At 28.9% G+C, this 16,344-nt stretch carries 15 protein-coding genes; 10 read left to right on the top strand and 5 right to left on the bottom strand.

Features of this window, described 5'->3' with window-relative positions; all coding sequences use genetic code 11:
* Positions 1-279 precede the first annotated feature (279 nt).
* Positions 280-606 carry a PTS lactose/cellobiose transporter subunit IIA gene (locus ACZ5B9_RS06445; protein ID WP_071124866.1) on the bottom strand — a complete coding sequence of 109 codons (327 nt, stop codon included), beginning with the start codon at positions 604-606 and terminating at the stop codon, positions 280-282.
* Positions 607-899: 293 nt separating this feature from the next.
* Between ACZ5B9_RS06445 and ACZ5B9_RS06440 the strand changes: the two genes are divergently transcribed.
* From ACZ5B9_RS06440 to trpA, 10 genes are all read left to right on the top strand, one after another.
* Positions 900-2,099 (top strand): replication initiation protein, encoded by a 1,200-nt coding sequence (locus tag ACZ5B9_RS06440; RefSeq protein ID WP_464423895.1) that lies wholly within the window; start codon positions 900-902, stop codon positions 2,097-2,099.
* Between the two features lie 280 nt (positions 2,100-2,379).
* Positions 2,380-2,682 carry a PTS sugar transporter subunit IIB gene (locus tag ACZ5B9_RS06435; RefSeq protein ID WP_021768746.1) on the top strand — a complete coding sequence of 101 codons (303 nt, stop codon included), beginning with the start codon at positions 2,380-2,382 and terminating at the stop codon, positions 2,680-2,682.
* Positions 2,683-3,124: 442 nt separating this feature from the next.
* On the top strand, positions 3,125-4,420 hold the full coding sequence (gene celB, locus ACZ5B9_RS06430; RefSeq protein WP_464423893.1) for a PTS cellobiose transporter subunit IIC: 1,296 nt from the start codon (positions 3,125-3,127) through the stop codon (positions 4,418-4,420).
* A gap of 346 nt (positions 4,421-4,766) precedes the next feature.
* Complete coding sequence (locus ACZ5B9_RS06425; RefSeq protein ID WP_464423891.1) at positions 4,767-6,101, top strand: anthranilate synthase component I family protein; 1,335 nt, start codon at positions 4,767-4,769, stop codon at positions 6,099-6,101.
* Positions 6,102-7,748: an anthranilate phosphoribosyltransferase gene (gene trpD, locus ACZ5B9_RS06420; RefSeq protein ID WP_464423889.1), complete on the top strand. Its 1,647-nt coding sequence runs from the start codon at positions 6,102-6,104 to the stop codon at positions 7,746-7,748.
* A 123-nt stretch (positions 7,749-7,871) separates the two neighbouring features.
* Entirely contained in the window at positions 7,872-9,083 is a 1,212-nt protein-coding gene (locus ACZ5B9_RS06415; RefSeq protein ID WP_464423887.1) for an ATP-binding protein, read from the top strand.
* A 447-nt stretch (positions 9,084-9,530) separates the two neighbouring features.
* A complete protein-coding gene (trpC, locus tag ACZ5B9_RS06410; protein ID WP_464423885.1) occupies positions 9,531-10,256 on the top strand; it encodes an indole-3-glycerol phosphate synthase TrpC in 726 nt (241 codons plus the stop codon).
* Positions 10,257-10,531: 275 nt separating this feature from the next.
* The gene (locus tag ACZ5B9_RS06405) at positions 10,532-11,242 is read left to right on the top strand and encodes a phosphoribosylanthranilate isomerase (protein ID WP_464423883.1); all 711 of its coding nucleotides are present in this window, start codon (positions 10,532-10,534) and stop codon (positions 11,240-11,242) included.
* Positions 11,243-11,279: 37 nt separating this feature from the next.
* On the top strand, positions 11,280-12,527 hold the full coding sequence (trpB, locus tag ACZ5B9_RS06400) for a tryptophan synthase subunit beta (protein WP_464423881.1): 1,248 nt from the start codon (positions 11,280-11,282) through the stop codon (positions 12,525-12,527).
* Complete coding sequence (gene trpA / locus ACZ5B9_RS06395; RefSeq protein ID WP_464423879.1) at positions 12,520-13,293, top strand: tryptophan synthase subunit alpha; 774 nt, start codon at positions 12,520-12,522, stop codon at positions 13,291-13,293. Before trpB ends, trpA begins: the two co-directional genes overlap by 8 nt.
* Positions 13,294-13,408: 115 nt before the next feature.
* Here trpA and dusA read toward each other — a convergent pair whose 3' ends face one another.
* The 4 genes from dusA to relB all read right to left on the bottom strand — a co-directional run bounded on the left by dusA (position 13,409) and on the right by relB (position 16,119).
* Positions 13,409-14,365, bottom strand: coding sequence for a tRNA dihydrouridine(20/20a) synthase DusA (dusA, locus tag ACZ5B9_RS06390; RefSeq protein ID WP_464423923.1), 957 nt, complete (start codon positions 14,363-14,365; stop codon positions 13,409-13,411).
* A 62-nt stretch (positions 14,366-14,427) separates the two neighbouring features.
* Complete coding sequence (locus ACZ5B9_RS06385) at positions 14,428-15,222, bottom strand: M48 family metallopeptidase (protein WP_464423877.1); 795 nt, start codon at positions 15,220-15,222, stop codon at positions 14,428-14,430.
* A 418-nt stretch (positions 15,223-15,640) separates the two neighbouring features.
* Positions 15,641-15,907 (bottom strand): type II toxin-antitoxin system RelE family toxin, encoded by a 267-nt coding sequence (locus ACZ5B9_RS06380; RefSeq protein ID WP_315287914.1) that lies wholly within the window; start codon positions 15,905-15,907, stop codon positions 15,641-15,643.
* The gene (gene relB, locus ACZ5B9_RS06375) at positions 15,892-16,119 is read right to left on the bottom strand and encodes a type II toxin-antitoxin system RelB family antitoxin (protein WP_315287915.1); all 228 of its coding nucleotides are present in this window, start codon (positions 16,117-16,119) and stop codon (positions 15,892-15,894) included. Before relB ends, ACZ5B9_RS06380 begins: the two co-directional genes overlap by 16 nt.
* Between the last annotated feature and the right edge of the window lie 225 nt (positions 16,120-16,344).

Genomic DNA, 16,344 nt, shown 5'->3' with positions numbered 1-16,344 from the left:
TGTAAAAATTTATCAAATTTCATTAGTACATCATTTTTCAATTTTTACTTCCTTATTATTGATTATTGCCTTCTAATTAATACTTTCCCATTTAAAAAAGTTATATTTAATTATTTTGGAATATTGGTTTTTATCCCTTGTAAAAAAAGTCTTTAATAACTTTGTTATTCAACGAGCTTTAATCTAAATCCCTTTATTATGAATACAGGACACTCACACATAAAATAATATTTTTATACGTAATTGCCCTGTTAATATATTTCAAAATTCAATCCAAAACTATTTTTGTTCTAATCTCTTGTACACTTCGATAAATTCCTTTGCCAGCTCCTTAAACAAAATTGCTGTCATCAAGTGATCCTGTGAATGTACCATAATTAATCCAACATCAAGTTTTTCTCCTCCAGCTTCCCTTACAATCAAATCTGTCTGTAATTCATGTGCCTTCAGCATTTGCTCAGTAGACTGCTTCATAAATTCTTCCGCTTCATCAAACTTCCCTGCCTTCGCCGCATTCATAGCCTGATAAGCCAGACTTTTAGTTTCTCCTGCGTGTCCAATCAATGTCATCGCAATCATTTCAATATCCAATACTTCTTCAGCCATGGTAATTCCTCCTAAATGATTATTTTTTTTATCAAATTTTATATTAAAATTTCTTCTTAATTTTGTTATAACACACGTTTTCCTGTATGTCAATTTTTCATATTTTTAATTCATTTTTCGTCTATTTTTATTAATTTTATTATTAATTAAAGCATAAATCCGATATTCTATGAAAATAAACGATTTACAATTATACATTTTTTCGTGTATAATATATATTGAAAATTTTAAAAAAATATAAATTTATAATAAAATATTTCACAAAATCTTTATTAAAGGAGAAAAATCACATTATGGATATTTATGCACCAATTAACAAACATTTTTTAGAAAATAAAAAAATAAAAATTTCATTTTCAAAAGTATTGAATAAAAAAGAAAAATATTTTTTAAAGTTTCTTTTTATGGAATATAAGTTGCTGGAAAAATTTGAGAAAGCGACTATTTTACAAGATGTTGATTTAAATGAAATATTAGAGGTGCTTAAATTTTCTACATTTGAGCAATTAAAAAAATTTTTGGATAATTTACAAGTGAAAAAGCTGGAGTTCTCAATTTTTAGTAATGACAAAATTGTACTTTACGGACGATTTCCAATTTTAGTGTCTTACAATATTGTTTATTCCAAAATTGAATTTCAATTTGCAAGAGAAATTCAAAATGCTCGAAAAAATAATACTTTATTCTCACTTCTTAGACTTGATTTTCTGGTTTTTATGGGAGACGAGGCTACTTATAATTTTTATACTTATTTAATTTCTGATAAAAACTATAATAATGATACTGTAATTACGTTAGAAAGACTAAAAGAAATGTTTGATACTGGGGATAAATATGAACGTTTTTTTGACTTTGAAAAACAGGTTTTAAAAAAAGCGATTGAAACTATAAATCTTTTTTCTGACATTAAGGTTGTCTATAAAAAAATTAAAGTTGGAGAACATGTAAATAATAAAGTGGAAAAAATTCGTTTTAAAATAATTGATAACAGTAAATCTTCTGAAGTGAAAAACAAGGAGCTTGCTCAGCATATAAACAGCATTATGGACTTGATAAAAAATGATGTAAAAGATTTTCACGCTACTTATGAATTGATAAAAAAGTATATTTTGAAGAAAAATTACGATTATGTTTATACAAATGTTATTTTTACAAAAAAGCAATTTAAAAACAATATAGAAAAGCAGTTAAAAAAAGTTTTGTTGCTTGACTTGGCACAATTTTCAAAAACTAATTTCAGAAATGAGTTGGAAATTATTAACATTAAGAGAAAATATATCACATCTTTTTTTCTTCAGTTAGATGTAGCAAATATTCTAAGACAAAATCATTTAGAAAATGAACTCAGAATAATAGTCGATGATGGTTATTTTAATGAAATTCTTACTTTAAAACATACACAAGCTATGGAAAAAAACTTTTATGATTTTAAAGTCTATATTCAATATTTTCAAAATTCAGAGAGTATTGTAAAATTTACTAAATTTTTATAAAAAAATATATAAAATTTTATTTTTTTTAAAATATTTGCCTAAAAACTAAACGAAAAATTAAATATTATTTTATCGTTTATTTTATTTTTAGATTTATAAAGACTTATTTTGATTATATTTAAAACAAAAGATAGACGAAAAATAATGGTTTTTTTATAAAATTTGACTTATAGAAAATTAATGGTATACTATGGATATAAAAGCTAATCTCATTGATTTGATAAAACAATGAAGTATAGAACAATAAAAATTTTAAGAAGAGAAGGAAGGATGATTAGAAATGAAAAAAATCTTATTATGTTGTGCAGCAGGAATGTCTACTAGCCTATTAGTAAACAAAATGAAAGCAGAAGCTGAAAAAAGAGGAATTGAAGTAGAAATTTGGGCAGAGCCACTTGATAAAGCAAAAGAAGAATTTGCAAAAGCTGATGTTGTTTTATTAGGACCACAAGTAAAATATGCTTTACCAGAAGCTAAAAAAATCGCTGAAGAAAATAACATTAACATAGATGTAATTAATATGGTTGATTATGGAATGATGAATGGTGCTAAAGTATTAGATCAAGCACTAAATTTACTTTAAAATATTATATTTATAGTATATTTTTTGTTTAAAGTTTAAATACTAATATTTTTTATTTTTAAGTACTTATATTAATCTTGAAATATTAGTATTTAGCTTTAAAACAACTTATTTTAATTCTATTTGGAATATAGAAAAACCACTTTAATATTAAACTTTAATTTTGTGACTTTACTAGTCTAATTTTGAGAAAGTTAAAGATTAATTTGAAACTTTATAGTTATCCATATCATTTTATTTTATTGATTTAATAATTTATTCTTATAAATTATTTTGATAAATATTTTTAAAATTAACATATTAATTACATCATCTATTCGTTTTATATACGACAAACACTTTATTCATTAAATGAAATTGAATATTATTTTAGATAAAATATAGAATATTTTTACAACTAAACATTAAAATTTCAAACAATTATTATTTAGGAGGAATTAAAATGGCAAACATTATGGACAAATTTACACAGTTTTTAGAAGAAAAATTAATGCCTGTTGCTGTAAAAGTGGCTAACCAGAGACACTTGGCAGCAGTTAAAGACGGAATGGTTATTACATTACCGTTTATTATTGCAGGATCTGTATTTTTGATTTTAGGAAACTTACCAATACCAGCATTAGCTGACTTTTATAAAAATAACGCAACTGGGCAGATTATCGCAAAATGGTTATCTTATCCTGTTGGTGTAACATTTAGTTTATTAGGATTTATTGCATGTGTCGGTATTTCATACAAATTGGCTCAATACTATAAATTAGATGAAATTTCGAGTACAATCTTAGGAGTTTTGGCATTTTTACTAGTAACACCTTTTGATAACAACGGAATTCCATTAGCTAGTATGGGAAGTGGAGGTTTATTTGTAGCTATAATAATGTCACTTTTAGCAATAGAGATTGTAAACCTTATTGTGAAAAAGAACATTATTATTAAAATGCCTGATTCTGTACCGCCTGCAGTATCAAAATCATTTGCTGCATTAATTCCAGGATTTTTTGTTATTCTAGTTTCATTAATAATAAGAATTGCATTCGAAGTTTCTCCATTTGGAAATATTCATAAGGTTGTTGAAATGGTATTAACTAAACCGCTTACAGCATTGGGAGGATCTTTCTTTGGAATGATGGGACTTTCTTTCATAACTAATTTACTATGGACTGCTGGAATACATGGTTCAAACCTAGTAACAGGAGGTATAGCAAGACCTGTACTGGATACATTAATGGATCAGAATAGAATTGCACTTAGTGCAGGACAACCTCTTCCAAATATAGTTACAACTCAGTTTTTTGACATTTTCCATAATATGGGAGGTTCTGGAACTACTTTCTCTCTTGCTATTATGCTGCTTTTCCTTTCTAAGAGTAAACAGCTTAAAGAAATTGGTAAATTAGCAATTGGTCCTGCTTTTTTCAATATTAACGAGCCTATTTTATTTGGACTTCCAATAGTTATGAACCCTATTTTAATTATTCCGTTTATATTGGCTCCTTTAGTTACAGTAATGGTTACTTATCTAGCTATGTACTCAGGATTAGTTGCAAAAGTAACTGGAGTCGCCTTGCCTTGGACAACGCCTCCTTTCATTTCTGGTTTCCTTGCAACGAACGATTGGACAGGGACAGCCATACAAGTAGTAAACTTCTTCATAACAGCGGCTATTTACTATCCATTCTTTAAATTATGGGATGATAAGAAACTTCAGGAAGAAAACGGAACAGCAAGTACAAATTAATCATTAGCAAAAGTTATGGTTAAATTAATAAAATATATTTTACAAAATACATTTTTTGTGATATATTATTTGTAAAGTAAAATAATAAATAAAAATTTTAAGGAGTGATTACAATGATCAAACAAACTTGGACTTGGTGGAAAAAATTAAATACAATTTAATATTTTTTTGCCAGCTATGTTGAAATTTATTGTAATTACTATTATTAAATATTGTGAGAAAAGCATTGGTGAAACAAAATCAATGCTTTTATTTTATACAATTCTCTTAGTCGGTAAAACGATTTAAGAGAATTTTTTTATTATAAATTTCAACAAAAAATAAAAATAGAGAAAGGAATACACCTATGTTAACAAATAAACCTACTTATTACTACTCCATTATCAGAAAAAAATTTAGCAATTCCTATTTTGCTGAAGATGAAAGGCAAGTTATTATTGGGATTGACTGTGAATATTTTGATTCTAATGAATACAGTTATAACTCGTTAAAAAAAATATACAATTCTTTTGTAAAACAGAAAAGACTTTCCCCTTTTGCAGGGCTTTTTGGAACATTTGCTTATGAGTCGATACATTTTTTTGAAAAAATTGGAAAAATTGAAAAAGAGCAGTTTAAATTTCCACAGTTTATTTTTGCCAATGCAAAGGCATATTTACACTATTCAAAGACTAGTAAAGAATTTTCCTTTTATGGAGATGAAGAAAAATATTTTAATTTTTTAAATGATAAAATTTCTGAAAAATTTAATGATTCTGATTTATTTTATGATATAAAAACAGATTTTGAAGAGGAAAAATTACATTATTATGAAATTATTGAAAAAGCGAAGGAATATATTAAGTCTGGAGATATTTTTCAAGTTGTACTAAGCGAGCAGTTAAAACTTAAGACAAATATGGATTCTCTTGATTTTTATAAAAAATTGTCAAAGGCAAATCCGAGTCCGTATATGTACCATTTTCCTACGAAATATGGAGACATTGTTGGTTCAAGTCCTGAAATACTGGTTGATATTTCATCGGATAATATTTATATTGCTCCTATAGCTGGAACACGTCCCAGAGGAAAAGATGCCAACGAAGACGCATTTTTAGCAAACGACTTATTAAATGATGAAAAAGAATGTGCTGAACATCGGATGCTTGTTGACTTGGCTCGAAATGATATTGGGAAATTTGCGGAAAGTGGCTCAGTTGTTGTAAAAAATCTTATGCATATTAAGAATTATGAGCATGTAATGCACATTGTGACGGATGTTTATGGGAAAAAGAGAAAAGATGTGTCGATATTTGAAGTTATTGCTCAGGCTCTTCCAGCGGGAACACTTTCTGGGTCGCCAAAAATTCGTGCTATGCAAATCATTTCAGAACTGGAAAAATTTAAAAGAAATGTTTATGCTGGTGGAATTGGATTTTTAAGATTTAACGGAGATGTTCAGCTTGCGATTATTATTCGTACTGCATTTTTTGAAAATAAAAATTACGACTTGAATAAAGTTGATGAAGTTCGAAATGTATTTATTCAGGCTGGAGCAGGAATTGTGTTCGATTCTCTGAAAGAGAAGGAATATGATGAAATTTGCCATAAAAGAGCATCTGTGCTAAATATTTTTAAAAAATTCTGTAATGAAGAAAAAAATAAAAACAATGAAAACAAAAGTGGAAAGGATGTGAAATAAATGATTTTGATGATTGACAATTATGATTCTTTTGTATTTAATGTTGAACAGTATTTAAAAGAAATGACTGATGATGAAGTTATTACTGTTAGAAATGACGCAATTACAATTTATGATATAAAAAAAATGAATCCTAGCAAAATAATTTTTTCTCCAGGTCCAAAACATCCAAAGGACAGTGGAATTTGCCTAGAAATTTTAAATAATACTGATGAACTGGGGAATATTCCAATTTTAGGAATTTGTCTTGGGCATCAGGCAATTGGAATGAATTTTGGCGGGGAAATAAAAAGGCTTGAAAATCCATTGCATGGTAAAACTTCAGAAATTACAGTTTTATCCGAGAATTCTGTATTATTTAAAAACTTGCCAAAAAAATTTAAAGTTATGAGATATCATTCGCTTTATGTTGACGATATTCCAGAAGATCTTGAAGTTACGGCGAAATCTGAGGATGGGATTGCAATGGCTGTGGAACATAAAAGTAAAAATATTTTTGGAATACAGTTTCATCCAGAATCAATTTTTACTGAATATGGAAAAAATATGATACGAAACTTTTTGAATATTGAAGTTTCAGAAACTTTGCAAAATAATGAAAATTCTAAAAATATTAAAGAGAAAGGAAACTTTATAGATATGAATAAATATTTAAAAAAATTACAGGAAAATATTGCATTGACAGATACTGATTTTCGTGAAATCTGTAAAATTATTGATAGCAAAAATTATGACATTGTACAGCTTGGAGCTTTGCTTGTACTAATTTCAGAAAAAAGCCTTTATCCTGAATCGCTTACAGCATTTGTAAAAAATATTCTGGAATACAGTACAACTTTTGAAGATGAAACTCCAATGATTGATGTTTGTGGGACTGGTGGTGATGGATTTAAGACAATAAATATTTCGACAGCTGTCGCATTTATTCTGGGAGCAATGGGAGTAAATGTAGCAAAACACGGAAATCGTGCAATCTCGAGTAAAAGTGGAAGCAGTGATGTACTTGATAGACTAGGAGTACCGCTTGAAAACTCACTTGCAAATCAAATTGAAAAACTGCACGTAAAAAATCTTGCTTTCTTTCATGCCCCATTTTTTCATAAATTAGTCGGAGAAGTGCGAGAAGTTAGAAGCCGTCTTGGAATCAGAACTGTCTTTAATATTTTAGGTCCACTGCTTCACCCAAACACAAAATTGCAATATCAATTGGTTGGACTTTACCACGAGCCTGTACACAGATTGTACGCTGAAACATTACAATTACTAGGAAGAAAACACGCATTAGTTGTTCGAGGAAATGATGGGCTTGATGAAATCACGATTTGCGATGATACAAGAATTATAGAAGTAAAAGGCGAACAGATTCTCGAATATACAATCTCGCCTGAAAGTTTTGGCTTTAAGCGAGCTTTCCATTCTGAAATTGAAGGCGGAACTCCAGAGGAAAATGCTGAAATTTTGGTAAAAATCTTAAAAGGTGAAGAAAAATCAGCAAAATTTGATATTGTCGTATTGAATGCAATGTTCGCACTTTATACCGCGGATGTGGTGGATCATCCTGCGAAGGCGAAAGACATGGTTTTGGAAGCGATTAAGAGTGGGAAGGTTTATGAGTTTTTTGAAAATTATGTGAAAATTACAAAATAATTTTTTAGATATAATTGATAAAATTACTAATTTATATTTTTTATAGATTATAACTGATAAAAAGCAAAAAAATATCTTTTTTATTAGTTGTAAATATGATAAAATATTTATAGAGGTGATTTTATGATAGAAAGAAAAATTTATTTTGAAAAAATTAAGCCCTTTATAGATAAAGATATTATCAAAGTCTTGACAGGAATTAGGAGAAGCGGTAAATCTGTAATGTTAAAATTAATTATGAAAGAATTGAAAAAAAATGGTATTGACGAAAATCAATTTATTTATATCAATTTTGAAAATTTAAGAAATAGACATCTTTGCTATGCTGATACATTGAATGAATATATATTGGAAAAAGCAGAAAATATTCAAGAAAAATGTTATTTATTTTTGGATGAAATTCAGGAAGTAAAAGAATGGGAAAAGTGTATAAATTCATTAAGAACAGAGGATAAGCAATTTGATATTTATATAACAGGTTCCAACGCTAAACTATTGTCGGGAGAACTTGCCACTTACCTTGCAGGAAGATATGTTGAAGTTGAAATTTACCCTTTTTCATTTAAAGAGTTTTGCTCAATATACCAAAATATAAATAAAAATATTTCAAAAGAAGAAATGTTTGAAAAGTATGTCAAACTAGGTGGAATGCCATTTTTACATAATTTGAATTATGAAGTGGAATCAAGCATGCAATATTTAAAAGATATATATTCATCAATAATATTAAAAGATATTACTCAAAGAAACAATATAAGAAATACTGAATTATTAGAGCGAATCATCAATTACATTGTAATGAACATTGGGAATACATTTTCTGCAAATTCAATTTCAAAATATTTCAAAAGCGAAAATAGAAAAGTTGCAGTAGATACTGTGCTAAATTACATAAAAGCCTGTGAAAACGCATTTCTGATTCACAAAGTCCCTCGTTACGAAATACAAGGTAAAGAAGTTCTAAATGTGAGTGAAAAATATTATATTGCAGACCATGGAATAAGAGAAGCTATTTTGGAAACAAACGAAAGAGATATAAATCAAATTCTTGAAAATATTGTCTATATGGAATTATTGCGAAAAGGCTATAACATAAAAATTGGAAAATTGAATAATTTAGAAATAGATTTTGTCTGTACAAAAACAAATAATGAGAAAATTTATATTCAGGTAGCATATTTACTTGCATCTGAAGACACTATAAAAAGGGAATTTTTACCATTTGAAAAAATTAATGATAATTATCCTAAATATGTAATTTCTATGGACAGATTTGATATGTCAAGAAACGGGATAAAACATTTGAATATTATTGATTTTTTATTGAAAGACTAAAAAGAAACTGAAAATATTTATAAATTAAAATTTTTAGAAAGAATGGTGCAAATATGTTAAAAACTTTATATAAAGAAAAATTTTTGAGGTATTTTATAATCCCAGAAATAATACTATTGTTTATATTTTTCTTCAAATTTTCGATATTAGCAGTATATGTAATACTGCCTCTTTATGTTTTTGAAAGTATATTTGATAATATTTTTTTCAATATCCCATTAATTTGGTTATTATTTAAAATAACAACCATGTATTTTTGCTCTATAAAATTTGAAAAAATAAATAAAATTGAAGATGAAGAAAAAAAGAAAAAAGAGAAAATTAGATTAAAGATAATAATTTTTTTATTAAATATAATAGCACTTATTATTTTTACAATATTTTCTATTGATTTAGTAAACAATATTTTTAATACATTATTAAGTTTTTAAATGTGAAAGGAGAAATATGGATATTTTAGAAAAAATAAAAATTAAAAGAGAGATACAGCTTGAAGACGAATTAAAGTCTTTTAAACAACCATCTTTAAAAAAGACACTTAATCAAAAGGGAATTCAGATTATTGGAGAAATTAAGAGAGCTTCTCCATCGAAGGGAAAAATTGCGAAAGATGATTTTGATTTATTAAAACAGGCACAAAGTTATGTGGATAAAGGAGTTTCCGCTTTTTCGATATTGACAGAAAAGGAATATTTTAAAGGGGAGAATGATTTTATAAAAATTGTAAGAGAAAAATTTCCAGAAATCCCGATTTTGAGGAAAGATTTTATTTATACTCCGTTTCAGGTGGCTCATGCTAAGTTTTTGGGGGCTTCAGCGATTTTGCTGATTGTGAGAATGTTGGATGATAAGACACTTTTGGAACTTCATAAGCTGGCACAGGATTTGGAAATGGATGTTCTGGTGGAAACTCATGATGAAGAGGAAATAAAAAGAGCTTTGAAGATTCCGAATTTGGAGATTTTGGGGATAAATAACCGAAATTTGAATACTTTTGAAGTTGATATTAAAACTACGGAAAAACTGATAAATGAAATTCCAAGCGATGTTTTTAACAATTTGACTATCGTAAGTGAAAGTGGATTTTTGTCAAAAGAGGATGTGGAGTATGCAGAAAAATTGAACGTGGATGGGCTGCTAATCGGAGAGGCACTTATGAAAGGGCTTATTTAATAAACTCAAAAATTTAAATAAATAATTATGATTTTGGAATTTAATTTTCTTGAAAATAGAACTAATTTAAATTAATCAAAATTTATTAAATGTTTGATACTTATACTATTCCCCACTAAAGCAATGGAGTTTTTATAATTCCGTTTAGCAAGGGGTCAAGACCCCTTGTCAGAAAGTAAATAGGAGATTATTTCTTTTCTTCAAATGGAGTTTAGTATTAAATGGAATAGTATTAGTAAAATAGTTATAAAAATAGATTTATGGAAGGAAAAAAATTGGAGAAAAAAGAAAATAATGTGGCAACTGATAATTTCATAGAAAATACTACTAAATTAAAGGTTTGTGGAATTAGGAGCATTACTGAAATTAATGAATTGAAAACTTTGGATATTGACTATTTTGGATGTATTTTTGCAGAAAGTCAAAGACAGGTGGATAGCGAACTTGCTGCTAAAATTACACGGATTGCACACAGGCATGGGAAAAAAACTGTAGGAGTGTTTGTAAATGTAATGATTGAGAATATTGTAAAGATTGTAGAAGAAACAGATGTTGATATTGTGCAACTGCATGGAGATGAGTCAATGGAATATTGCATGGAACTTACTCAAAAATTAGAAAAATTGTATGAGAAAAATTGTTTTAGAAAACGTAAAAATTTCCCTGCTAAAACAAAACTTTGGAAAGTTTTTGGCGTAACCGATGAACTTCCGAATATTACTGACTACAAGCCATATATTGAATATCCTCTATTTGATGCAAAAGGAGAAAATCGTGGGGGAAATGGAATTGTCTTTGATTGGAACATTTTGAAAAATTTGGAGAAGTATTCATTTGTGCTGGCTGGAGGGCTGTCAATTGAGAATATTCAAAAATCGCTTGAATACAAGCCTGCCATTTTGGATATAAACAGCAAAGTTGAAGTTAATAATAGAAAAAATAAAAAATTAGTTGAAAATATTGTAAATTTGGTAAAAAAGAAATAATAATAATTTTAAAATATGAATACGAAAGGAAAAAAATATGGAAAATAAACATTTTAATGAAAAGGCATATTTTGGGCAATTTGGTGGACAATTTGTACCTGAAACTGCGATGTTTGCTCTATCGGAACTGGAATCCGAATATGAAAAACTAAAGAATGACAAGGAATTTTTTCAAGAATTTGATAATTTGCTAAAAAATTATGTTGGACGTGAAACTCCGCTCTATTATGCTAAAAATTTGAGCGAACATTATAACCACGATATTTACTTGAAAAGAGAAGACTTGAACCATACTGGCGCTCATAAAATTAATAATGCGCTTGGGCAGGTTTTACTTGCTAAAAAAATGGGAAAGAAAAAAGTTATTGCTGAAACTGGGGCTGGACAGCACGGAGTTGCTACTGCTACTGCGGCCGCTCTATTAGGTTTGGAGTGTGACGTTTACATGGGAGCTGTTGATATTGAAAGGCAAAAATTAAATGTTTTTAGAATGGAACTTTTGGGTGCAAGAGTTATTTCTATTGAAGACGGGCTTAAAACCTTGAAGGAAGCGACAACTGCAGCTATACAGTCTTGGGTTGCAGAGATAGAAACTGTGTTTTATGTAATCGGATCTGTTGTAGGGCCTCATCCATATCCGACTATCGTGCGTGATTTTCAGTCAATTATCGGTTACGAAGCAAAAGCACAGCTGGAGGAACTTGGAAAGCATGCTGATCACGTGATTGCCTGTGTTGGTGGCGGAAGTAATGCTATTGGTATTTTCAGTGCATTTTTGGAAGATAGCTCAACAAAACTTTATGGAGTCGAAGCTGGAGGATATGGAATTGACACAGATATGCACGCTGCTACATTGACACTTGGAAAACCTGGAATTATTCATGGAATGAAAACTTATGTTCTTCAAAACAAATACGGACAAATAAGCCCAGTTCACTCAATTTCCGCTGGACTTGACTATCCGGGAGTAGGTCCCGAACATTCACATCTATTTGATACAAAAAGAGCAACTTACGCACCAATTACTGATGATGAGGCAATGAAGGCACTAATGCTTGTTACAAGAAAAGAAGGTATTATTCCAGCAATTGAGAGTTCTCATGCGTTAGCCTATCTTGAAAAATTATGTCCTGCACTTTCTAAAGACAAAAGAGAAACTATCGTCGTAAACGTTTCTGGACGTGGAGATAAAGATATGCACACTGTTTTTTCTGTGTTAAAAGATAAGGAAACTGGTGGAAAAAATGGAATTTATGAGTTAAATGGAGGTTTGGAAAATGAGTGAAAAAAAATTAGATAAAAAAATTATTGATATTTTTAGAGAAAAAGAAAAAGTAAACATTGGTTATATTGTCGCAGGCTCCCCAAGCGTTGATTTTACAAAACAATTTTTACAAAATTTGGATAACACGGCTCTTGATATACTAGAAGTTGGTATTCCCTACTCTGACCCCATAGCCGATGGAAAATTGATTTCACATGCTTCATTTCTTGCTTCAGAAGCTGGAGTTACTACCGATATCGTATTTGATTTATTAATAGAAATAAAAAACGATATTTCAAAACCTTTAATTTTCTTAATTTATTACAATTTAATATTTGCTTATGGAATTGATGAATTTATCAAAAAATGCTGTGAAGCTAATATTAAAGGTATAATCATTCCAGACTTGCCTTACGAGGAAGCCTTTGAAATGTCGGAAAAACTAAGAGAAAACAATATCGCTCTTATCCCCCTTGTAAGCGTTACTTCTGGAAACAGAATGAAAAAAATCATCTCTCAAGGTGACGGCTTTATTTACGCAATTGGTTCTCTTGGAGTTACAGGTTCAAAACAAGTTGATTTGCCACGTTTAGAATCTTTTATTAATGAAATTAGAGAAGTTTCGGATTTGCCAGTTTCATTAGGTTTTGGAATAAAAAATAACGATAACGTGAATACGATGAGAAAATATGCGGATGGAGTGATTGTGGGAACGAGTATTGTTGAATTTTTAGAGAAAAATGATGTAAATTATTTGATACAGAAAATTAATGAGTTGTTTAAATAGCTATTATTCAACTAAAAGAGAGGTCTCATAAGTCAAAATATTTTTTCTTACCTTATGAGACACACTCCTTTATATGAAATCAAAATATAAATAAATCATATTCATTTTTATTTTGTTAAAAATTTTCTATTCCTTTCAACAGTTCCCTTAATGTCTCAGAATTTGCTTTTGGCTCATTAATAGATCTTTTCCAAGCCTTGCTACCACGTACGTTGTGAAATAATCCATGAGTATGCATTAGAAACAAATGAGGTCGAAGAGATTGTTTTTCCATGTTTTCAACATAATAAATCATTTTTTCAATAATTTCTTTACGAGTAATATTTATTTCTTTTCCATAATATTTACCAAATTCAGTTAAAATCATAGGATTGTCGTAAATTTCACGACCTAACATTACAGAATCTACATACTTTAAATGATTATCAATTTCTTCGATTGTTTTTATTCCCCCATTAATTTCTACATGTAAATCTGGATTTTCATTTTTTACACGGTAAACTTCATCATATCTAAGCGGTGGAATAGTTCTGTTTTGTTTTGGATCAAGTCCTGCCAATATCGCTATTCGTGCATGAATTATATATTTATTCACACCAGCTTTTCTAGTAATATTAATAAAGTTCATCATATCTTCGTATTTATCAAGCAATGTACGTTCAAAGCTATTAGGCAGTATATTTTTCCCATCAATCCCAATTCTATGCTTTATCGAAATTGGCTTACTTGTTGCATCTTTCATTGCTCTAACAATGTTTGCAACTTCTTCTGGAAATGCCATAAGATAAGCACCCATCATATTTCCAGAAACTCTGTCAGACGGACAACCAACATTTAGATTTATTTCATCATAATTATATTTTTCAGCAATTTTTATGGCTTCATACGCCTCTTTTGGATTAGTTGCTGCAATTTGCAAAACAATAGGATGCTCAACTTCATTAAACCCCAAAATATAATCTAAATCTCCATTTAAAATTGCCTGTGCAGTTATCATTTCAGTATACAGCAAAACATCTTTATTTATCATTCTCACAAAATTTCTAAAATTCTTATCCGTCCTATCCACCATTGGAGCTATGCTTATCTTATTTTCCACTACATTTCCTTTCGTACGTTTTTTATTATTTCAATTTATCTTGCCTTGTAATATTTCATTGCTTCAGGTAAAAATTTTCTAGCTGCTTCAATTCTGTTTTTTCCAGATGGATGTGTTGATAATATTTCTGCTCCTTTTCCTGTTCCTAGCGAATCCATTCTCTCAAGAGCTGTAATCGCTTCAGATGGATTATATCCAGCCATTGCCATAAATATCATTCCATATTTATCTGCTTCATATTCCTGAGTTCTATTAAATTTTAAAAGAGTAATCGAAAGTCCACCTGAAACAAGGGAAGATACTCCATTCCCACCTGTTACAGCATCTGTCACAGTGGCAGCAATTCCAGCAAGAGCTTTGTTACTTGAAGCTTCAGCATGGTGCCCTCCAATAACATGCCCAATTTCATGCCCCATTACAAATGCAATTCCAGCATCAGTATTTAAAACTGGTAATATTCCAGTATAAAAAGCAATTTTCCCACCTGGCATAGCAAACGCATTTACCTCATTTGTTTTTATCAAATTAAATTCCCATTGTAAGTTTGAAACTTTGTTCGACATTCCATTTTCATTTAAATATCGTTCTACTGCTGATGAAATTCTACTACCAATTGTTCTTAATCTTTGTCCATCTGCTGTATTATTTGCAAGCAATCCCTTTGCATTTGCCTGCTGTATAAGTTGTCTATAAGCTGAAACCGAACTTGAGGCTACACTTTCATCACTCACAAGTTTAAGCTGCCTTCTCCCAGTAAGCGGTGCTACTGTACAACTAGCAATCATTCCTAAGGCTGTTATTAAAAATAATATTTTTGAATACTTTTTCATTATTAATCCTCTCTCTCTTTTTTATTTTATAAATTAATATTCTTTATATAATTTTACAATTTTTTCTTAAAATTTTCAATATTAATTCTCTTATAATTCTTTTAAAATTTCCAAGTTATGTTAATACCGCATAAAAAGCAATTTAAACGCTAGTTATTTTTTACAGTGCTTACTCTTTCTGTTACGTACTTGTTACATACAGTACAATTTACAAAAATAATTTCACAAGTTTTTTCTTATTTTCCTTTATTGTTTAATGGTTTTCGTTAAATACGCCAAATCTTTTAAATCCAACTATCAGAATCAAAGCAATTACATTTGTGTCTATTAAAAATATAATATGTACCAAATGAACTATTATTAAACACTTTTTTGTAACAAAAAATCACAGCTAAATTAATAACTGTGATTCAATACATTACTTATAAATTTCTCTCCGATGAGCAAAATCAATTGCAACTATAATCAGCTTATCATCTTGAATATCTACAATTAATCTATAATCCATTACTCTATATCTCCAAAGCCCTCTCAAATTTCCTTTTAGAGCCTTGCCGTTTTTTCGTGGGTCATCAGTGTTCTTTAAATTTCTGATAATATAAGAATATAGCATTTTTTGAATATTTTTATCCATTTTCTTAATTTTCTTATTTAATTTTTCAGAAACTTCTATTCTAAATCCCATTCTTTTATTGCCTCCTCAAATGGAATTGTAACCAAAGTTCCTGCCTCTTTAGATTTTAGATATTCTTTACAAACTTCCAAATCATACTCATCCTCTATCCTTTCCATAAGAGTATCTTTTATTAATTGTGAAACCGAAAAGCCTTTTGCCTTCGCATAATTTTTAACAATATCTTCCTCATCGTCGTTAAATCTAATCGAAATAACAGACATAACATCACTCTCCTTTCTTGTTTACATTGTAAACTAAAAAATAAAGAAAGTCAACTAATTCTTTATTACTGAAATGTACAAACAAATACATAGAAGTATGGTATAACAAAATATACTCGAACCCTTTTAAAATATAACAGCTAAAAATTTAAAAATCTAGCTTTTGAGTTTAGTTTTAAAGAAGTTTCAATAATCATTTCTTATAATTCTTTTAAAATTTCCAAG

It is taken from the genome of Leptotrichia sp. SK-5 (assembly GCF_055387215.1).
Note: the sequence above shows the minus strand (reverse complement) of the source record. Positions and strands in the feature narration are given on the sequence as shown.